At 70.7% G+C, this 20816-nt stretch carries 17 protein-coding genes and 1 pseudogene; 12 read left to right on the forward strand and 6 right to left on the reverse strand.

Annotated features, from left to right (window positions below; translation table 11 throughout):
* Positions 1-2: 2 nt before the first annotated feature.
* From AB0H56_RS08075 to AB0H56_RS08085, 3 genes are read left to right on the forward strand one after another with little or no spacing between them, the layout of a single operon-like run.
* Positions 3-1022, forward strand: coding sequence for a crotonase/enoyl-CoA hydratase family protein (locus AB0H56_RS08075; protein WP_357158948.1), 1020 nt, complete (start codon positions 3-5; stop codon positions 1020-1022).
* Positions 1023-1029: 7 nt separating this feature from the next.
* On the forward strand, positions 1030-1827 hold the full coding sequence (locus AB0H56_RS08080; RefSeq protein ID WP_357158951.1) for a crotonase/enoyl-CoA hydratase family protein: 798 nt from the start codon (positions 1030-1032) through the stop codon (positions 1825-1827).
* Positions 1824-2651: an SDR family oxidoreductase gene (locus tag AB0H56_RS08085; protein ID WP_357158954.1), complete on the forward strand. Its 828-nt coding sequence runs from the start codon at positions 1824-1826 to the stop codon at positions 2649-2651. Before AB0H56_RS08080 ends, AB0H56_RS08085 begins: the two co-directional genes overlap by 4 nt.
* Positions 2652-2653: 2 nt before the next feature.
* On the opposite strand, the gene AB0H56_RS08090 is transcribed toward AB0H56_RS08085, so the two are convergent.
* From AB0H56_RS08090 to AB0H56_RS08105, 4 genes are read right to left on the reverse strand one after another with little or no spacing between them, the layout of a single operon-like run.
* Positions 2654-3253 carry a TetR/AcrR family transcriptional regulator gene (locus tag AB0H56_RS08090; RefSeq protein ID WP_357158956.1) on the reverse strand — a complete coding sequence of 200 codons (600 nt, stop codon included), beginning with the start codon at positions 3251-3253 and terminating at the stop codon, positions 2654-2656.
* 7 nt (positions 3254-3260) lie between these two features.
* Positions 3261-4370 (reverse strand): PDR/VanB family oxidoreductase, encoded by a 1110-nt coding sequence (locus AB0H56_RS08095; RefSeq protein WP_357158959.1) that lies wholly within the window; start codon positions 4368-4370, stop codon positions 3261-3263.
* A complete protein-coding gene (locus AB0H56_RS08100; protein WP_357158962.1) occupies positions 4367-5266 on the reverse strand; it encodes a metal-dependent hydrolase in 900 nt (299 codons plus the stop codon). The genes AB0H56_RS08095 and AB0H56_RS08100 overlap by 4 nt, the downstream gene beginning before the upstream one ends.
* Position 5267: 1 nt before the next feature.
* Entirely contained in the window at positions 5268-6188 is a 921-nt protein-coding gene (locus AB0H56_RS08105; protein WP_357158965.1) for an alpha/beta hydrolase, read from the reverse strand.
* Between the two features lie 190 nt (positions 6189-6378).
* On the opposite strand from AB0H56_RS08105, the gene AB0H56_RS08110 reads away from it, so the two are divergent.
* From AB0H56_RS08110 to AB0H56_RS08135, 6 genes are all read left to right on the forward strand, one after another.
* Entirely contained in the window at positions 6379-8172 is a 1794-nt protein-coding gene (locus AB0H56_RS08110; RefSeq protein WP_357158967.1) for an amidohydrolase family protein, read from the forward strand.
* A gap of 17 nt (positions 8173-8189) precedes the next feature.
* Positions 8190-9152, forward strand: a complete 963-nt coding sequence (locus AB0H56_RS08115) for a nitronate monooxygenase family protein (protein WP_357158970.1) — start codon at positions 8190-8192, stop codon at positions 9150-9152.
* Positions 9153-9172: 20 nt separating this feature from the next.
* On the forward strand, positions 9173-10036 hold the full coding sequence (locus tag AB0H56_RS08120) for an enoyl-CoA hydratase-related protein (protein WP_357158973.1): 864 nt from the start codon (positions 9173-9175) through the stop codon (positions 10034-10036).
* 17 nt (positions 10037-10053) lie between these two features.
* Positions 10054-10407 carry a hypothetical protein gene (locus tag AB0H56_RS08125; RefSeq protein ID WP_357158976.1) on the forward strand — a complete coding sequence of 118 codons (354 nt, stop codon included), beginning with the start codon at positions 10054-10056 and terminating at the stop codon, positions 10405-10407.
* Positions 10408-10506: 99 nt separating this feature from the next.
* Positions 10507-12312 (forward strand): alkyl sulfatase dimerization domain-containing protein, encoded by a 1806-nt coding sequence (locus tag AB0H56_RS08130; RefSeq protein ID WP_357158979.1) that lies wholly within the window; start codon positions 10507-10509, stop codon positions 12310-12312.
* Between the two features lie 46 nt (positions 12313-12358).
* A complete protein-coding gene (locus AB0H56_RS08135) occupies positions 12359-12547 on the forward strand; it encodes a DUF1918 domain-containing protein (RefSeq protein ID WP_357158982.1) in 189 nt (62 codons plus the stop codon).
* 33 nt (positions 12548-12580) lie between these two features.
* Here AB0H56_RS08135 and AB0H56_RS08140 read toward each other — a convergent pair whose 3' ends face one another.
* Both AB0H56_RS08140 and AB0H56_RS08145 read right to left on the reverse strand, forming a co-directional pair.
* Complete coding sequence (locus tag AB0H56_RS08140) at positions 12581-13105, reverse strand: GGDEF domain-containing protein (protein WP_357159199.1); 525 nt, start codon at positions 13103-13105, stop codon at positions 12581-12583.
* 70 nt (positions 13106-13175) lie between these two features.
* A pseudogene (locus tag AB0H56_RS08145) lies at positions 13176-13436 on the reverse strand (PAS domain-containing protein); the annotation flags it as partial.
* On the opposite strand from AB0H56_RS08145, the gene AB0H56_RS08150 reads away from it, so the two are divergent.
* From AB0H56_RS08150 to AB0H56_RS08160, 3 genes are all read left to right on the forward strand, one after another.
* Positions 13353-13730, forward strand: coding sequence for a hypothetical protein (locus tag AB0H56_RS08150; protein WP_357159211.1), 378 nt, complete (start codon positions 13353-13355; stop codon positions 13728-13730). The pseudogene AB0H56_RS08145 and the gene AB0H56_RS08150 overlap by 84 nt on opposite strands.
* 125 nt (positions 13731-13855) lie before the next feature.
* Positions 13856-14797: a methionyl-tRNA formyltransferase gene (locus AB0H56_RS08155; protein ID WP_357158985.1), complete on the forward strand. Its 942-nt coding sequence runs from the start codon at positions 13856-13858 to the stop codon at positions 14795-14797.
* A 63-nt stretch (positions 14798-14860) separates the two neighbouring features.
* Complete coding sequence (locus AB0H56_RS08160) at positions 14861-20779, forward strand: amino acid adenylation domain-containing protein (protein ID WP_357158988.1); 5919 nt, start codon at positions 14861-14863, stop codon at positions 20777-20779.
* Positions 20780-20816 lie beyond the last annotated feature (37 nt).

Raw genomic sequence — 20816 nt, forward strand, 5'->3', positions numbered from 1 at the left:
CTGTGTCCCACCCCGAGCCCGAATCCGGCGGACGACCGGCGGCCTGGTACGAGAGCTGGGCCGAAGGGCCCGACTCGCCGTGGCAGCACCGCCCCGATCCGGACTTCGAGCGCGAGTACTCCACGCTCACCTACGAACGCGACGGCCGGATCGCCCGGATCACCTTCAACCGCCCGGACAAGGGCAACGCGATCACCCCGCACACCCCGCGGGATCTGGCGCACGCGGTGGAGCGGGCCGACCTGGACCCGCGCGTGCACGTGATCGTCGTGTCCGGGCGCGGCAAGGGGTTCTGCGGCGGCTACGACCTGGACATGTTCGCCGAGCAGAGTTTCGCGGGCGCGGACGGGCCGGACGAGGTCACCGGGACGGTGCTGGACCCGGTGGTCAACGCGATCAACCACAACCCGCAGGGGGTGTGGGATCCGATGATCGATTTCGCCATGATGAGCAGATTCACCAAGGGTTTCGCCAGCCTGATGCACGCCAACAAGCCGACGGTGGCGAAGCTGCACGGCTTCGCGATCGCGGGCGGTACCGACATCGCGCTGCACGCCGATCAGATCATCTGCGCCGACGACACCAAGATCGGCTATCCGCCCACCCGCGTCTGGGGCATTCCGGCGGCGGGCCTGTGGGCGCACCGGCTCGGCGATCAGCGCGCCAAGCGGCTGCTGTTCACCGGTGACTGCATCAGCGGCAAGCAGGCGGCCGAATGGGGTCTGGCGGTGGAGTCGTGCCCCGCCGAGGAACTCGACGAGCGCACCGAGGCACTGGTGGAGCGCATCGCCCGGATGCCGGTCAACCAGCTGATGATGGCCAAGCTCGCGCTCAACTCCGCGCTGAACACCCAAGGCGTCGCCAACTCGGCCATGATCAGCACCGTCTTCGACGGCATCTCCCGGCACACCCGCGAGGGCTACGCGTTCCAGACCCGTTCGGCCACTGCCGGTTTCCGGGAGGCCGTACGCGAACGCGACGAGCCCTACGGTGACCACAAGCGCGCCCAGTTCGAGCGGTGATGCCGACATGACCGAGCACACCGTGACCGTCGCACACGACGGTCCAGTGACCACCATCAGTATCAACCGGCCGCACGCCCGCAACGCGGTGGATCGCGCGACGGCCGAAGCGCTCGCCGACGCCTTTCGCGCCTTCGACGCCGATCCGGACGCGGCGGTGGCCGTCTTCCGCGGCGAGGGCGGAACCTTTTGCGCCGGAGCCGATCTCAAAGCGGTGGCCGCCGGTGACCCGAATCGGTTCCAGCCGGACGGCGACGCCCCGATGGGCGTCTCCCGGTTGCGGCTGTCCAAGCCGGTGATCGCCGCCGTCAGCGGCTATGCCGTCGCCGGTGGTCTCGAGCTGGCCATCTGGGCCGACCTGCGGGTCGCCGACGAGGACGCGGTGCTCGGCGTCTTCTGCCGCCGCTGGGGCGTGCCGCTGATCGACGGCGGCACCGTGCGCCTGCCCCGGCTGATCGGGACGAGTCACGCCATGGATCTGGTCCTCACCGGGCGACCGGTGCAGGCCGCGGAGGCCCTGCGGATGGGGCTGGTCAACCGGGTCGTGCCGAGCGGGCAGGCGACCGCCGCCGCGCAGGCACTCGCCCGTGAACTGGCCGCTTTCCCGCAGACCTGCCTGCGCCAGGACCGGCTCTCGCTGCTGGAACAAGACGGCCTGACCGAAACAGCCGCGCTGGCCAACGAATTCGAGCACGGCGCGATCTCGATATCCCAGGACACCCTCGCCGGCGCGACCCGCTTCGCCGGCGGCGCGGGCAGGCACGGCGCGTTCGACCACGACGGAAAAGGAATCACCGAGCAATGAGCAGTCTCGCCGGAAAGTCGGCAATCGTCAGCGGGAGCGGTCGCGGGATCGGCGCCGCCATCGCCCACAAACTCGCCGCGCACGGCGCGCGGGTCGTGGTCAACGACCTGGACCCGGCGGCCGCCGAACAGACCGTGCGCGAGATCGAGGCCGCGGGCGGCACCGCGGTGGCGTGCGCGGGCAACATCACCGAGGCGGGCTTCGCCGACCGGTTCGTCGAGACGGCCGTGCGGGAGTTCGGCGGGCTCGACATCATCGTCAACAACGCCGGATACACCTGGGACGGGGTGGTGCAGAAGGTGAGCGACGAGCAGTGGGACGCCATCCTCGACGTGCACCTGAAGGCGCCGTTCCAGATCCTGCGGGCCGCGCAGCCGGTGATCAGCGCGGCGGCCAAGCAGGAGAAGGCCGACGGTGTCGCCGTCACCCGCAAGGTCGTCAACATCTCCTCGCTCGCCGGTCTGTACGGCAACGCGGGGCAGATCAACTACTCGGCGGCCAAGGCGGGCATCCTCGGCGTCACGAAGGCGATGGCCAAGGAATGGGGTCGCTATCGGGTCACCGTCAACGCGGTCGCGTTCGGCTTGATCAAGACCCGGCTCACCGAGTCCGCCGCCGACGGCGACGCCACCATCGACATCGACGGCCGGGAACTGAAGGTCGGTGTCAATCCGATGATCCTGCAGGCGGCGCAGCACATCGCCCCGCTCGGGCGCCTCGGCACGCCGGAGGAGGCGGCGGGCGCGGTCTACCTGCTGTGCCTGCCCGAATCCGACTACGTCACCGGCGAAGTGCTGGCCTGCAGTGGCGGACTGGTGGGCTGAGGTCAGCGGAGGTCGTCGAGCATCTGCGCCCAGCGGTCGGCGACCTGGCCGCGGCGGCGGGAGTCGTCGTTGAGCATGCCGGCCAGGCCGAGGCCTCGGGCGCTGTCGAGGAAGGCCTGGACGGTGGTCCGCACGGTCGGGTTGTTGCCGTCCAGCCGCAGCAACTCGATGAGCGCCCAGAAGCTGCGGGCGCCGACCTCCAGCTCCATGGCGGCGACCCGGGGTGCCAGCACCGGGTCGCCGGAGGCCGCGATACACAGTTGCAGGGCGGCTTTGAACGTCGGGCCCTGATGCAGCTCCACCACGCGGTGGACCGTCTCGCGCGTGGTGTCGGCCCCGGGCGCGACGGTGTGCTGGAAAGCCTCGATCTCCTGGACGCGGGTTTCCATGATGTGCTGCACCGACGCGGTGAACAGGCCGTCGCGATCCTTGAAGTGGTGCTGGATCGCGCCGCGGGTCACCCCGGCGCGCTCGGCCACCTCGGCGACGCTGGCATTGCGCCAGCCGCGGGTGGCGAGCACGTCCAGAGCTGCGTCGACGATGCGCTGGTGGGTGGCGACGCCGTTCTCGTTCTGTGGTCCGCGTCGCGCGCTCGCCGTCATCGCCGGCCTACAGGTCGACGGTCAGAGTTCCCTTGGCACGTGACACGCATGGGAGAAAGTATCCCGCGTCCAGTTCCTGGGGGCTCAGGGCGGTCGACCTGTGCTCGGGCGTGCCGTCGAGCACCCGCACCGCGCACGATCGGCAGAAGCCCTGCTGACAGGAGTAGGTGGCGTCCGGCCGGGCGGCGAGGATGGCGTCCAGCGCTGTCTGCTCGGCGCCGACGGTGAGGGTTTCGCCGGTGCCCGCCAGGCGGATGTCGAACTGCTCGCCGTCGACCACCGGGGCGGGGGAGAAGCGCTCGTAGTGGAACTCGACCTCGGGTCGGCCTGCCAACGCGGCGCGCAGGGCGTCGACCATCGGTGGCGGCCCGCAGGTGTAGACCGCGAGCGAACCGGCCAGTTCGCCCAGCAGCAGCTCCGGTGCGGCCAGGCCGTCCTCGTCGTCGCAGTGCACGGTGATCTTGTCCCCGTACGCCGCCAGCTCGGGCAGGAAGGCCATCGACTCCCGGCTGCGTCCGCAGTAGATCATCGTCCACGGCATCCCGACCTGGTCGAGGACCGCGAGCATCGGCAGGATCGGCGTGATGCCGATGCCGCCCGCGATGAGGCGAACCGCGGTCGTGGTCTGGTTGTAGCCGCCGACGGCGAGGGGGAAGGCGTTGCGCGGCAAGCCGATCCGCAGCCGGGCACCCACCGGCAGACCCTGATGGACCTCGGCGGAACCGCCGCGACCGTCGGGGATGAAGCGCACCGCGATGCGGTAGCGATCGCGTTCGGCGGGGTCACCGCACAGCGAGTACTGCCGCGTGATGCCCGAGGGCAGTTCGACGTCGAGATGCGCGCCGGGCCGCCACGGCGGCAGGTCGGCGCCGTCGGGCAGGGCGAAGGTCACCGCGACGACGTTCTCGTCCCGCGCCACCACACGGCGTTCGTTGACCACCACATCGAAGAACTGCTGCGGTCGCCCGAGCCCGGTGTCGGGCAGCGCGGCGAAGCCGTCGATCCAGTTCAGCGCCTCCATGCCCCGGGCGAGGACCCACATCAGCGGATCGTGGCGGAAGCGGCCGTGCGCGTGGGCGGGAATCTCGCGCAGGCGCGGGCGATCGGTGCCCCTCATGCCGCGGTCCGGGATTCGATGGTCGCCAGGTAGGACAGCGCCTGCGCCATCGAACCGGTGTCGTCGGGCTGGTAGCTGGGCTTCAGATAGTCCCAGACCGAGCTCAGCACCGTGGCCGGGGTCGGCAGCAGCCCCCGTCGCCCGTCGCGGATGATCTCGTAGAGCACCCGCAGCCGGGAGTCGGGCGCGGCGGGGTCGTTCTTGACCAGGTACCAGATGAACCGGCTCGAGATCCAGACGGTCACCGGGAACACCACGAGCATGGTCCGCAGGCGCCGGAGATAGCTGTCGTCGAAGTATTCGGCCATTTCGTGGGCGACGGTGCGGTGTTCCATCTCCTCGGCGCCGTGCCACCGGAACAGCGCGGTCATGTCGGGGTCGGCGTCGTACTCGTCCCAGGTGCAGTTCAGGACGTAGTGGCCGAGGAACGCGGTGAAGTTCTCCAGCGCCGCCGTGATCGCCAACCGGTTGATCAGGTGCTGCCTGGTGCGTCGCGGATTGCGGTAGGCGCGCGGTCCGAGTACGCGGCGCAGGAAGAAGCGCGCCTGGGCAAGCAGCGGTTCGGGGTCGATGCCGTTGCGCTGGAAGTAGTCGCCGAGCGAATCGTCGTGCGCGTTCGCGTGCATGGTCTCCTGGCCGATGAACCCCAGCACGTCCTCCCGCAGCCGCGGATCGCGCACATCGGGCAGCGCCTCCTTGAACGCGTCGATGAAGAAGCGCTCGACCTCGGGGAACAGCAGGTGATACGAGCTCACCGCGTGCGAGGCGACCGGACGGCCCGGAATCCAGTGCAGGGGAGTGTCGGTGAGATCGAAGGCCACCTGGCGGGCCTTGAGCTGGAGCGGTCCGATGTCGACGGTGTCCAGCACGGGCCGGGTCCGCTTGCGCAACTTCATGTCAGGCTCCTTTGCCGACGAAATCGATGATGTGCCGAGCGACGATCTCGGGCTGTTCCAGGTGGGCGAAGTGGCCAGCGGCCGCGACGACGAGGCGTCGGCTGCCCGGCGGGAGATGGTCCAGCGCGTCGGCGCCGGTGTCGACCAGCCCGCAGGTGTCCTCGGCCCCTTGCAGATACAGCGTGGGGACCTGGGGCGCGCGGAAGGCGGCCAGCTGTTCGTAGCGATGGGCGCGGGAGCGGCGGTAGAGCGGGTTCCAGACGGCGCGGTAGTAGCTGAACGCGGCGCGGCGCCGCGCGCGGCCCGCCAAAGCGAGCAGGCCCTGCTCACGCTGCCGGGCCACGGCCGCGACCGAGTTCGGCGCCCATGCCCGCCACAGGCGGTCGATCACCCAGGCGCCGATCGCCTCCGACACCCAGGGCGTCGAGACCAGCGTCATGTACCAGCTGCGCGGGGCCTGGCGGGCCAGTCGCGCGGCATTGGCGCGCACACGCGACGGGGCGAACAGCGCCTTGATCGTGGCCAAGGGCGGGATGGCGATCAGGACACTGCGGTGGAACAGGTCCGGGTGGGCCGCGGTGAGCGCGCTGACGATCGCGCCGCCCCAGTCGTGGCCGATCACGATCGCGCGCTCGTCGGCGCCGATCTCGCGATGGATGGCGACGATGTCGCCCACCAGCGAGCCGATCGAGTAGTCGTCGTCGGTCGCGAGTGAACTCGGCGCGTAGCCCCGGGTGAACGGGGCGACGACATAGCGGCCGGTCGCCGCGAGGGCAGGGCCGAGCACCTCCCAGGTCCAGGCGCTGTCGGGAAAACCGTGCACGAGCAGCGCGGCGGGATCACGGGGGTCGCCCCAGGTGAGCGCCTCCAGCTCGGCGGTTTTCGACCGGAACCGTCGGGTTTCCGGGGTGGGCGAAGACATGCGTGCCCTTTCGGTCCGTGGCCGGGACAGGCCTTGCATTTCGACATTCACTAGTGCATGGTTTTACATGTTACTTCGCGTCGCGTCAATCGTGAAGCCATAAGTTCCCAGCTAGACGCAGTGATCGAGCTGTATGGGTTCTCTAGTCTCGATCTGAATGACATGCATGGAAGCATGAAGGGAGTCCGATATGGGTAGCTACGATCTGCTGATCCGCGACGGGATCTGGTTCGACGGCGCCGGCTCGGCGGCGCGCACCGCCGATATCGGCATCAAGGACGGCGAGGTCGTCGAGATCAGCTCCCGGCCGCTCGACGTCGGCGCGGCCGACGAGGTGATCGAGGCCGGCGGCAAGTGGGTGATGCCCGGCTTCGTGGACATCCACACCCACTACGACGTCGAGATGCTCGCCGCGCCCGCGCTGACCGAGTCGCTGCGCCACGGCGTCACCACCACCGTCATCGGAAACTGTTCGCTCACCACGATTCTGGCCACCGATGTCGAATGCGCCGACATCTTCAGCCGGGTCGAGGCGGTGCCGCGCGAGATCGTGATCGGCACCCTGGGCGAGCACCGCACCTGGTCCACCCCGACCGAGTACGCGCACGCCATCGACAAGCTGAACATCGGGCCCAATGTCGCGACGTTCCTCGGCCAGTCCGACATGCGGATCCACGTCATGGGCATGGACCGCGCGGTCGACGACGAGGTCAAGCCCACCGCCGCCGAACTCGAGCGGATGATCGCGATTCTGAACGAGGCGCTCGACGCCGGATTCCTCGGCATGTCGGCCACGACCAACTGGATCGACAAGCTCGACGGCGACCTCTACCGCTCGCGCTCGCTGCCGACCACCTTCGTCAAGCGCCGCGAATTCCGCGCGCTGAACAAGGTGTTGCGCGATCGTGAGCGCATCCTGCAGAGCACGCCGGAGATCTCGCTCACCCCCAACCTGCCCAAGTTCTTCCTGGCCGCGGGTGGCCGTTTCCGCCGCAAGGCCCTCAAGGTCTCGTTGCTCGCCGCCGCCGACTCCAAGGCGTATCCGCCGCTGGTGTATTTCATGATGTACGGCGCGCCGATCATCAACCGCCTGCTCAACGGGGTGTTCCGCTGGCAGCATCTGCCGGTGCCGTTCACGGTGTACGCAGACGGTATCGACCTGGTCGTCTTCGAGGAATTCGGCTCCGGCGCGGCCGCTCTCGACATCAAGGACCAGGTCGAGCGCAACGAACTGCTGCGCAGCGAGGAGTACCGGCGCTGGTTCCGCCGCGACTACGAGAACAAATTCACCCCGAAGATCTGGCACCGCAACCTCTACGACGCCACCGTCGTCGACAGCCCCGACCCCGATCACATCGGCAAGAGCTTCGGGCAGCTCGCCGACGAGCGCGGCATCCATCCGGTCGACGCGTTCCTCGACCTGGTCGTCGAGCACGGCCGAAAGATCCGCTGGCGCACCACGATCGCCAACCACCGGCCGAAGTACGCCGACAAGCTCGCCGCCAACGAGAACGTGCACATGGGCTTCGGCGACGCGGGCGCGCACCTGCGCAACATGGCCTTCTACAACTATCACCTGCGGCTGCTCGAGCGCGTGCAGTCCGCGCAGGGCGAGCGCAAGCCGTTCCTCACCCTCGAACACGCCGTGCACCGGCTCACCGGGGAACTGGCCGACTGGTACAACCTCGACGCCGGTCACCTGCGCGTCGGCGACCGTGCCGACATCGTCATCGTCGACCCCGATGGCCTCGACAGCGAGGTGCACGAGCTGGCCGAACAGGAAGTCCCCGAATACGGCGGCCTGCGCCGCATGGTCAACCGCAACGATCGCGCGGTCACCGCGACCATCGTCAACGGGCGCGTCGTCTACCGCGACGGCGCCTTCGCCGACGGTCTCGGAAAGGCCTGGGGGCCCGGCCGTTTCCTGCCCGCCGGGCGCAAGGTCCGCGGCGCAACCCCCACTCCCACCGTCTCGGCGCAGTAGTGCCGGAAAGGAACACCGTGCTGGACACCTCCGAACTCGCGCGCTCGCTCACCCTGCCGGTGGTCGCGGCCCCGATGTTCCTCATCTCCAAGCCGAGACTGGTGATCGCGCAGGCCCGCGCCGGGATCATCGGCGCGTTCCCGACGCTGAACGCGCGGTCGGTGGCATCGCTGCGGGAGTGGCTGGCCGAGATCGGCGAGTCGGTGGCGGGCGCTCCCTACGCGGCCAACCTGATCGTGCACCGGTCGAACACGCGCTGGGAGGAAGACCTCGCCGCGGTGGTCGACCACCGCGTTCCGGTGGTCATCACCTCGCTCGGCCTGCGCTCCGAGGTCGTCGGCGCCGTGCACTCCTACGGCGGCATCGTCCTGCACGACGTGATCAACAACCGTTTCGCCCGCAAGGCCGCCGACACGGGATACGACGGTCTGATCGCGGTCGCCGCCGGCGCGGGCGGGCACGCGGGCACCCTGTCGCCCTTCGCCCTGCTCTCCGAGATCCGGCAGTGGTTCGACGGGTTGCTGCTGCTGTCCGGCGCGATCGCGCACGGCCGCTCGGTGCTCGCCGCCCAGGCCGCCGGCGCCGACCTGGCCTATGTCGGGTCGGCGTTCATCGCCACCGACGAAGCCGACGCCGCGGACGCCTACAAGGAGCAGATCGCCACCTCGGCGGCCGCCGACATCGTCTACACCAACCTGTTCACCGGCGTGCACGGCAACTACCTGCGCGGCAGCATCGTCGCCGCCGGTCTGGACCCGGACAACCTGCCGGTCTCGGATCCGTCCGCGATGAACTTCGGCTCCGGCGGCAACACCGAGGCCAAGGCCTGGCGCGACATCTGGGGTTCCGGCCAGGGCATCGGCCCGATCGACGCGGTCGTGCCCGTGGCCACCCTGGTCGACCGGCTGAGGCGCGAATACGCCGAAGCGCGGCAGCGTCTGGCCGAGCTGACCGCACACGGCCTGCTGCCGGTCCAGTGATTCGACACCCCGAGGACGTCATGGCCTACGAAGAGATCCTGTACTCGGTGCGCGAGCACATCGCCACCATCAGCATCAACCGCCCCGCGGCACGCAACGGGTACACCCTGACCATCGCCGCCGAACTCGCCGACGCCTTCACCGAGGCGGACCGCGATCCGCAGGTGCGCGCGATCATCCTGACCGGCGAGGGCACCGACTTCTGCGTCGGCATGGACCTGTCCGGCGGCACACCGGGCGGAGATGTCGACGACGAGTGGCTCGAACCGGCCGGGCAGTGCTCGCGCCGGATCTTCGAGAGCACCAAGCCTGTCATCGCCGCGATCCGTGGCGCCGCCGTCGGCGCCGGGTCGACGATCATCCTGCCCGCGGACTATCGCATCGCCGCCACCGACAGCCGGTTCGGCTACGTCTTCACCCGGCGCGGCTTCTTCCCCGAGGGTGCCTCGGCCTGGCATCTGCCGCGCGTCGTCGGCATGGGACGGGCGATGGACTGGATGCTGTCGGGCCGGGTGTTCCCGGCGGCCGAAGCGCTGGCCGGTGGGCTCGTGCACGAGGTCGTCGAACCCGACCAGGTGCTGCCCGCCGCCGAGGCGTACGCGCGCGAGCTCATCGAGCACACCGCGCCGGTGTCGGTCGCGGTCACCCGGCAGATGTTGTTGCGGCTGAGCGCCTTCGACAGCCCGTACCCCGCCCACGCGCTCGACTCGAAATTGATCGGCGGGCTGGCGGGCAGCGCCGACGCGCTCGAAGGTGTCACCGCGTTCCTGCAGCGGCGTCGCCCGGACTTCCCCGGGCGCGTGCCCGCCGACATCCCGGCGTTCGTGCCATGGCGCGGCATCGACGACGCCGCCGCGTCGAGCGAGTCCCGACAGCCGCGGTGACCGGACCCGGGGCACGGATGTCCGCCGACCGGATCGACGACCTGCTCCTCGAGATCGAGGCGGCGATGGAATACGGTCCGACGCTCGCGGACGGGGTGCGCGACGCGTTCCAGTTCGTGTTCGACACCGTCGACGGGAGCTTCCTTGAACTGTGCCCAGGACGGTCGCCGGACGACCGGGTCCGCACCCGGGTGGCGCGGCTGATCCGCGCGATCGAGCCGGCCATGGACCCGGTCGAGGCGCGGCTGGCGGCGGGCTCGGTGGTGCGGATCGCCCTCGCCTTCCTCATCGATCCCGAACTGTCGCGGCCGCGCGCCGTCGACCAGGTCACCGCGCTCGCGCTGACCGTCCTCGACGGAGCCCATCGCTAGCGACCGCCGCGGATTTCACCCGCAGCGGATGAGGTGGCGGGGTGGGGGATTCGCCGATGATCGGGGCACAGTGGGCCGAGCTGAGGGAGCTGAGATCCGATGGCATTGGATTATGACGACCGCACCGATTTCGAGAACGCCGATCGTGGGTTCATCGCGACACTGACGCCGATGCGGATCACCGACGCCGCGGGCGAGCCGGTCTTCGACACGACCGCCTACTCTTTCCTGGACGGCCCCTGCCCGGACACCGTGAACCCCAGCCTGTTCCGGCAGGCCCAGCTGTGCGTGAAGAACGGGCTGTACGAGGTGGTCGACGGCATCTATCAGATCCGCGGCTTCGACATCTCCAACATGACGATCGTCGAGGGCGACACCGGCGTCATCGTCATCGATCCGCTCATCTCGGCCGAGTGCGCCGCGGCCGGGCTGAAGCTCTACCGCGAACATCGCGGCGATCGGCCCGTCACCGGCGTCATCTACACGCACTCGCACGGCGACCACTTCGGCGGTGTCGACGGCGTGCTGCCCGACGGCAGGGGCGATGTCCCGATCCTGGCGCCGGTCGGCTTCATGGCCGAAGCGGTGTCGGAGAACGTCTACGCCGGGACCGCGATGACCCGGCGCGGCACCTACATGTACGGGATGGGGATGACGCCGGGACCCGAGGGCCAGTGCAGCACCGGCCTGGGCATCCAGACCTCGGGCGGAACGTTCGGCCTGATCCCGCCCACGGTCGACATCACCCACACCGGCCAGCAGGAGACCGTCGACGGCGTGCCGATCACGTTCCAGATGACGCCGGGCACCGAGGCGCCCGCGGAGATGAACTTCTACTTCCCGCGCCACCGCGCCCTCTGCCTGGCCGAGAACGCGACGCACAACCTGCACAACGTGCTGACGCTGCGCGGCGCGCTGGTGCGTGACCCGCGGGTCTGGTCGCACTACATCGACGAGGCGATCGAGATGTTCGCCGTCGATTCCGACGCCGCCTTCGCCTCGCACCACTGGCCGACCTGGGGCACCGACAACATCATCACCTTCCTGTCGCTGCAGCGCGATCTCTACATGTATCTGCACGATCAGACGCTGCGCATGCTGAACGCCGGCCTGACGGGCCCGGAGATCGCCGAGACGATCGAACTGCCCGACAGCCTGGCCGACGCCTGGAGCGCGCGCGGATACTACGGCTCGGTCAGCCACAACGTGAAGGCCATCTATCAGCGCTATCTCGGCTGGTTCGACGGCAACCCGAGCTCGCTGTGGGAGTGGCCGCCGCAGGAGAAGGCCGTGCGCTACGTCGAGACCATCGGCGGTATCGACGCGGTGATCGCGAAGGGCAGGGCCTATGCCGACAGCGGCGACCTGCGCTTCGCCGCCGAGCTGCTCAAGCACGCGGTGTTCGCCGAACCGGACAACGCCGACGCGAAAGCGGCGCTCGCGCAGACCTACCGGCAGCTCGGGTTCGGCGCCGAGAACGCGACATGGCGATGCTTCTACCTCACCGGTGACGAGGAGCTGCGCAACGGCGTCCGCCCGACCGTGCTGAATCTGGGCGGTGGCATGGCCGCGGCCCTGTCGATCGACCAGCTCTTCGACACCCTCGCGATCCGGGTGAACGGTCCGCGCGCGGCGGCCGAATCCTTCCGGATCGAATGGCATTTCACCGATCTCGACACGGTCATGCGCCTGACGATGTCGAACGGCGTCCTCGTCCGCACCGTCGACCCGCGATCCAAGGCCGATATCGACCTCACCTTGACCCTCACCAAGCAGCAGCTGCTCGGCATCCTCGCGGGCAAGGGGCTCGACGGGATCGACCACAGCGGTGATCCGGGCGTGTTGCAGCGACTGCTCGGTCTGCTCGACGACCCCGACCCGAATTTCGCGATCGTCACGCCGTGAGGGTTCGCTCTGGTCCCGGCCCGCGTCCGCTCTCTACACTGAATTCATGCAGGCAAACGTAGGCGATCGGCTCGTTTTGCACGGCAGGACCGTCGGTCAGCAGGACCAAGAGGCGGAGATCATCGAGGTGCTCGGCTCCGGCAGCGAGCCGCTGTTCCGGGTGCGGTTCGAGGACGGGCACGAGACGGTGTTCTCGCCGGGTCCCGACACCGTCGTCCAGCATTCCGCGCGGTAGGCCCGGCGAACAGTCACCCGGCGGGGGTTCGGTTCACCGCCGGGTGCTGCTGTTCGGTGCCTTGGCCGCGTAGAGGGCACGGTCGGATCGATCCAGCAGCGTCGACACCTCGGCGCCGGCGAGCTGGACGAGAACCGCGCCGATGCTCATGGTCATGACCGATGCGGTGCCGTCGAGGACGAACGGCTCGCGCAGCGCGGCCCGCAGGGAGGCGACGACACGGTCGAGCCGTTCCGCGTCGGCCGGTGGGCCGACGAGCACGATGAACTCGTCGCCGCCGGTGCGTGCCAGCAGGCACTCGTGGTGCGCGGCGGTGGATTCCAGTCGCGCCGACAGCGCGGTCAGGACGCGGTCGCCCGCCGTGTGGCCGTAGGTGTCGTTCACCTGCTTGAAGTTGTCGAGGTCCAGGGCGCAGATGCCTGCTACCGCGTCCGGGTCGGCCGCGGCGATCATCGCCGCGAGGCGGTCCAGCAGATAGCGGCGGTTGGGCAGCGCGGTGAGCGGATCGTGCATGGCCTGCCAGTGCAGTTGCTCGGTCGCGGTGCGGCGTTCGGTGATGTCCCTCGGCGAAGGCGAGCAGGTAGCCGCGGTCGGTGTCGGCGGACCGGCAGCGGTGGATCGTCCACGCGACGATCGCCATCGACGCGTCGGCGCGCGGGAAGCTGCCCTCGACGGTGAAGGCGTCGGCGTGCGAGGTCTCGATCCCGGACTGCACCAGGTGGCGCATCTCCGCCCGTCGCTCCTGGTCCATGAGCGCGTAGCCGCTGTCGGCCGCGCGTAGTTCGGGCAGGCTCCGGCCGGTGAGGTGCTCGAAGGCGGGGTTGGCGTCGAGGATGCGGCCGTGCTCGTCGCTGACGGAGATCGCGATCGTCGCGTGGCGGAAGATCATCTCGTAGCGCTCGTTCTCGGCGCGGGCCGCGCACAGTGCGCCGGCGAAGCCGGTGCCGAAGCCACCGAGGACGGCGTCGAGGGCGGCGCCGTCGCCGGGGCACACCCGGTCGAGGAACCGGCGCAGCACGGGGACCGACGCGGCGATCACCGCGGGGTCGGTGAATCCGAGCTCGCCCAATGCGCCGCCGACCCGGGTGGCCGGCGTGGGGTCGGGAACGGAATTCGCGAGCTCGCCGACCAGGCGGTTCCTGACCGCGGTGCGCGGTGGCGGCGATCGGCGTTGCCATGGTAGCCGCGTATCCGCAGCTCGCGGCCCAGGCGACGACAACCGCCGCACCGGGTGCGGCCTCCGCCGTGGTCCGTAGCCTTCTCTACGCAATGTAAGGTAAGCCTACGCAAAATACGAGAGGTGAGTTCATGCGTATCGTGTCGTTCGGCTTTCAAACCTGGGGTCGCAAGACTTTGCAGGCACTCATCGACTCCGAGCACGAGGTGGTCCTCGCGGTCACCCACCCGGCCGCGGACTCCGCCTACAAGGCGATCTGGAACGACTCGGTCGAGGAGCTGGCCCGCGAGCACGACATCCCGGTGCACCTGACCGAGCGCGCCGACGCCGAGACCATCGCGCTGGTCAAGCAGGCCGAACCCGACGTGATCGTCGTGAACAGCTGGTACACCTGGATGCCCGCCGAGCTCTACGACATGCCGCCGCACGGCACCCTCAACCTGCACGACTCGCTGCTGCCGAAGTTCACCGGCTTCTCGCCGGTGCTGTGGGCGCTGATCAGCGGCGCCGAGGAATTCGGCCTCACCGTGCACCGCATGGACGAGCAGCTCGACACCGGCGACATCCTGGTGCAGAAGCGGCTGCCGATCCCGGCCGACGCCACCGGCACCGAACTCGTCCTCGCCGGCATGGAACTGATCCCGGGCGCCGTGCACGAGGCGCTCGCGGCACTGACCGACGGCACCGCCGTCTGGACACCGCAGAACAAAGCCGAGCGCACCTACTTCCACAAGCGCTCCGATCGGGACAGCCGCATCGACTGGTCCTGGGACGCGGTCGACCTGGAACGGTTCGTGCGCGCGCTGTCGGCGCCCTACCCGCGCGCCTACTCCCACTACCGCGGTGAGCGCGTCGAGGTGCTCGACGCGGTGATCTCCGAGGCACGCTACGGCGGCACCGCCGGGCGGGTCATCGTGCAGGAAGGCGGCGGCGCGGTGGTCTGCGGCGCGAACACGCACCGCGGCGGCAATCCCGCGCTGGTCGTCACCCGGGTCAGGACGGCCGACGGCACCGAGCACGACGGCGCCGAATTCTTCGCCCGCGGTGGCTATCTCACCGACGACCCCGCCTGACCCCTCGCTCAGTCCGGTGCCCGCGCGCGGGCACCGGTTCGCGCTCCCAGCTCCAGAGGCACCATGACCCACCCTGATGAGACCAGCCACGCCCGCCGACCGCTCACCGCGGCCCAACGGGAGGTGTGGTTGGCTCAGCAGCTGCTCGGGCCGGTGCCGCTGACCGTGGCCCAGTACGTCGACCTGACCGGGCCGCTCGACCTCGAGCTGTATCAGCGCGCCGCCCGCGCCGCGGCCCGGGAACTCGGCGCCTACCTGCGGTTCACCACCGTGGACGGCGAGCCGGGCCAGCAGCTCGATCACGGCATCGAGGACCGGGTCGTCGTGCGCGACCACTCCGCCGAGCCGGACCCGTACGCCGCGGCGACGGCCTGGATGCGCGCGGATCAGTGCGCGCCGTTCGACCTCGCCGTCGACCCGCCGATCGTCACCACCGTGTTGCGGCTGGGTCCGACTCGGCACCTGCTCTACACGCGCGCCCACCACCTGGCGCTCGACGGCTACGGCGCCCTGCGCATGCAGCAGCTGCTGGCGGGGCACTACGAGGCCGCCCTGGCCGGGGAAGAACTGCCCGTGGTCGCCACCGATTCGACGGCCGTGCTGGCCGCCGCTGAACGCGACTACGTGGCCTCGCGCCGGCACGAGACCGACCGGCGGTACTGGAGCGAGCGGCTGGGCGAGCTGCCCGCGCCGGTCAGCCTCGCCGCGCGGCCTGGCGATCCCGATCCGCTCCCGCGTCACGCCCGGGCCGACCTTCCCGAATCGCTGGTCGCGCGGCTGGCCGACCGTGGTGGTCTGCCCGGCAACGCCGTGGTCCTGGTGGCTGCCTTCGCCGCGTTCCTCGGCAGGCTCACCGACGCCGATCCGGTGCCGCTCAGTCTGCCTGTCACCGCGAGAACCGTTGCCGCGCTGCGTGAATGCGGCGGCATGACGTCCAATATCGTGCCGCTGTGCTGCTCGGGCGAGACCGTCGGCGCTGCCGTCGCCTCCGCGCGCGCCGCGCTGAGCGGGGCGCTGCGGCATCAGCGCTATCGTGGCGCCGACATGCTCCGTGACAGCGGCCGACAGGCGCGCTCGCTGGGCTTCGGACCCGCGGTGAACATCATGAACTTCCACACCGAGCAGGTGCTGGGGCAGGCGCGGGGCACGATCCACCTGCTGTCGACCGGACCGGTCGAGGACCTCGCGCTCAATGTGTATCCCGTCGGCGGGGCCGGGCTGCGGGTCGAGTTCGAGGCGAACCGTCATCGGTACACCGACGCCGAGGTCGCGGCGCATCTCGACCGCTTCGTCGGCTTCCTCACCGCCTTCGCCACCGCCGCCGACGACGTGCCGATCCTAGACCTGCCCGTCCTCAGCGACGCCGAACGCGAGACGCTGGTGCCGTGGCGCGGTCCGCGGACGGTGGCACCGGCGACGCTGAGCGAACTGATCGCCGCCGCCGTGGCGGAGAACCCGGACGGCATCGCCGTCGCCTACGACGGAAAGCGCTGGACCTACCGGGAATTCGACGCGTGGACCGACCGGATCGCCGAGACGCTGCGTGCCGCGGGCGCGGGCCCGGAGACCCTGGTCGCCATGGTCATGGAGCGCTCCGCCGCCTCGGTCGGCGCCGTCTGGGCCATCACCAAGACCGGGGCCGGGTTCGTGCCGATCGACGCCGGATATCCCACCGAACGCATCGCCCACATCCTCGGTGACTGCGGGGCGAGCGTCGGCGTGACCACCGCCGAACACCGCGCGAGCGTGCCGGACTCGGTGGCGTGGACGCTGCTCGACCCGGCAGGCCCCGGCCCCGGCGACACCGCGCCCGCCCCGCCCCGCGCCCGGCCCGTCATCCGTCCGGAGAACCCCGCCTACCTGATCTACACCTCCGGTTCGACCGGCGTCCCCAAGGGCGTGCTGGTGACGCACGGCGGCCTGGCCAACCTCGCGGCCGAACGGCGCGACCGCTACGCGCTCCGTCCCGGCGCGCGCACGCTGCACCACGCCTCGCCCGGATTCGACATGGCGGTCGGTGAGATCCTGTGCGGCCTGGCGGGTGCGGCCACGCTCGTCGTGGCCCCGCGCTATGTGATGGCCGGACCCGACCTGGCCGAGCTCATCCGCGGGGAACGCCTGACCAACGCCATCATCACCCCGGCCGTTCTGGCCACGCTCGATCCCGGCAAGCTGCCGGACCTGCGCGTCCTCGGGGTCGGCGGCGAGGCGATCCGTCCCGACCTGGTCGCCGCGTGGTCGCGAACCAGGCTGATGCGCAACGGCTACGGGCCGACCGAAGCCACCGACATCGCCACCATCGCCGAGCTGGAGCCCGACCGCCCGGTGACGATCGGCGCCCCGCTGCGCGGTTTTCACGCGCTGGTGCTCGATGCCCGGCTGCGGCCGGTGCCGCCGGGCGTCATCGGCGAGCTCTACATCGGCGGCCCCGCGCTCGCCCGCGGATATCACGGCAAGCACGCGCTCTCCGCGGCGCGCTTCGTCGCCGACCCGTTCGGCCCGCCCGGCGGCCGGGTGTACCGCACCGGTGACCTCGTCACCATCACGCCCGGCGACCGGCCCGAGCTGATCTACCACGGCCGCAGCGATTTCCAGATCAAGGTGCGTGGGCACCGGATCGAGCCGGGGGAGATCGAGACCGCGCTCACGGGTCTGTCCGGGGTCGCCCGCGCGGCCGTCACCGCGCACGAGGACGCGCGCGGTACCCATCTGGTGGCGTACCTGGTGCCCGACGGGCCGCTCGAGGTGAACGCCGTGCGCGCGCGGATCGCCGAGAACCTGCCGCCCTACCTGCGGCCGAGCGCGTACATGGTGCTCGACGCGTTGCCGCTGACGCCCAACGGCAAACTCGACAGCCGACGGCTGCCCCCACCGGTGTTCGCCCACAACGGATCCCGCGCCGCCACGACGGCGGCGGAGCGGACCGTCGCGGCTGCCGTGGCCGAGGTCCTCGCGATCGAGGCGCCCGGCGCGGAGGAGGACTTCTTCGAACTGGGTGGCACCTCGCTCACCGCGACCGCGCTCGCGGCCCGCCTCGGCGTCGGCGTCCGCACGGTCTTCGACGCGCAGACGGTGGCGGCGCTGGCCCTGCGGCTCGACGACCCGGCCTCCGCCGGTACCCCGGCGCCGGCCCCGATGCCACGACCCGAAGTTCTCGCACCCGCCCCCGCGCAGCTGCGGATGTGGCTGCTGAACCAGCTCTACCGCGAGTCCGCGGCCTACCATCTGCCGCTCGTCCTGCGCCTGAGCGGACCGGTGGACGTGGCAGCGCTGGCCGCCGCCGCCCGCGATGTGGTGGGCAGGCACGAGGTGCTGCGCACCGTGTATCCCGACAGCAGCACCGGGCCGCGGGTCCGCGTGCTGCCCGCCGGCGCCGCGGACGCGCCGCTCGTCGCGCGAGCGGTCACCGCGGCGGAGCTGGACGCCGAGCTCGCGGGCATCGTCGCCGCACCGTTCGACGTGACCACCGACCTGCCCATCCGCACGGCGCTGTGGCGGCTGGACGCCGAGGAGCACGTCCTCGCGCTGGTCGCGCACCACATCGCGGCCGACGGCTGGTCCTACGGCCCGCTCGTCGCCGACCTGACCACCGCCTACGCCGCCAGGGTCGCCGGAACTCCACCGCGGTGGGACCCGCTGCCGCTGCACTACGCGGACTACACCCTGTGGCAGCACCGGCGACTCGGCGACCGCGGCGACTCGCGGTCGCTGGCCGCGCGTCAGCTCGCGCACTGGGTGCGCGCGCTCGACGGCGCGCCCGAGCGGCCGCCGCTGCCCACCGATCGGGTGCGCGCCCCCGGCGCCGGACGACCCGGCGGCGGGGCGGGCGCGACAGTGGACTTCGCGATCGGCACCCGGACCGCGGCGGCCCTGGCCGACCTGGCCAGGCAGCACGACGCGACCCCCTTCATGGTCGGCTACAGCGCGTTCACCGTGCTGCTCGGCCACCTCGCCGGCGCGACCGATGTCACCGTCGGCACCCCCGTGGCCGGGCGTGGGCATCCCGCGCTGGACCCGCTGGTCGGCATGTTCGTCAACACGCTGCCGCTGCGGCTGACCATGGACCCCGCCGCGCGCTTCACCGCCGTGCTGTCGCAGGCGCGCGAGGTCACCCTCGCGGCCCTCGACAACGCCGAGGTGCCCTTCGACCACATCGTGGAGGCCGTCAACCCGCCCCGCGACGACACCAGGCATCCGCTGTTCGACGCGGTGTTCTCCTACGAGAACCTCCCCGAGCCGCCGCCGCTGCGGCTGGGTACGGCATCGGTGGACATCATCGAAACTCCTACCGGGACAACGCACTTCGACCTTTCGCTGACCCTGCGCGCACACGCGGGCAGCGACGGGCTGGCTGGCAGCTTCCACTTCGCCACCGACCTGTTCGACCCGGCGACGGTCCAGGGCTTCGCGGCGCGGTTCGAGCGCCTCCTGGCCGAGATCCTCGCCCGGCCCGACGCCACGGTCGCACAGCTGTGGGACGGCATCGCCGCCGGACACGGGACACCGAACCGAGGCACGGTGGCGATCGCGCCCACCGTCGAGGCGGCCGCGGCGCCTGCGGAGCCGCCCACCGTGCGCGAGCTCGCGGTCGCCAGGGTCTTCGCCGACGTGCTCGAACGCGACTCGATCGGGGTCGACGAGAACTTCTTCACCGTCGGCGGCACCTCGCTGCTGGTGTTCACGCTGCGCGCCGAACTGCGCGCCCAGCTCGGTATCGACGCCGACCCACGCACGCTGTTCGAATCGCCGACACCCCGCGCGGTGACGGCGGCGGTCTCGGCGGAATCGATCGCGGCGTCCGACGTGCAGTGGCTCGCGACCCTGACCGCCGACGCCCGCCTCGATCCCGCGATCGCCCCACCCGCGGAGTTCGACCGAGCGCCGATCGACGCCGGCGAGGTGCTGCTGACCGGCGCGACCGGATTTGTGGGCATCCATCTGCTGCGCGAACTGCTCGACCGCACCGCCGCGCGGATCTGGTGCCTGGTGCGCGCCCAGGACGCCGACGGCGGGCGCGACAGGCTCCGCGCGACCCTCGACCGGTACGGACTCGCCACCGACGGGCTCGCACGCGTCGTCCCGGTGCCCGCCGATCTGGCCGCGCCCCGGTTCGGCCTCGGCGACGCCGAGTGGGCCGAGCTGGCCGAGCGCGTCGAGGTGATCTATCACAACGGCGCCCGCGTCAACCATCTCGAGTCGTACGCGACGCTGCGTGCCGCCAACATCGCGGGCACCGTGGAGATCCTGCGGCTGGCGGTGGACACCAGGGTGAAGACCCTGCACTACGTGTCCACGGTGTCGGCCGCGGTCGCCACCGGGCACACCGGTGTCGTCACCGAGGACAGCCGCATCACCGTGGCGCAGGTGCCGCGCAACGGCTACCTGGCCACCAAGTGGGTGGCCGAGGAACTCGTCGTCGCGGCGGTCGAACGCGGGCTGCCGGTGACCATCCACCGGCCCGGGCTGGTCGCCGGCGCGATCGGCAGCGGCGCCATCAGCACCGACGACGCGTTCTGGACGCTCATCCGCTCGGCCGCGCACCTGGGGGTGGCGCCCGACATCGAGGACGCCGAGGTCACCCTGGCCCCGGTGGACTACGTGGCGCGCGCCCTGGTGGCGCTGGCCACCCACCGGCCGCCGCGCGGCGAGGTGCACCACCTCGTCAACAGTGCGCCGACCGGCGTCGGGGACATCCTGAACACCTTGCGCCGCAAGGGTTTCCCGATCGAGACAGTGTCGGTGGAGACCGCCGCCGACCGGTTGAGCGGCCGGCTCTCCGAACACGCCGACCTGATGCGCGCGGCCCTGATCGCCGAGAACTATCTCCAGGGCGGTGGTGACGCCCTGCTCGTCGACGACACGGCCACCAGGGCCGTCCTCGCCGAGCTCGGCGTGCGGTGCCCACGCATCGACGAGGACGTCCTCGGCCGCTATGTGGACGGGTTCATCGCCGCGGGCCTGCTGCCCGCGCCGATCGGCTGAGCGCGGTCGGGCCGAAGTATTCCGGGATCGCGGCCAT

The sequence above is a fragment of the Nocardia sp. NPDC050717 genome (assembly GCF_040654275.1).
In the GTDB taxonomy this organism is placed as follows: Bacteria; Actinomycetota; Actinomycetes; order Mycobacteriales; family Mycobacteriaceae; genus Nocardia.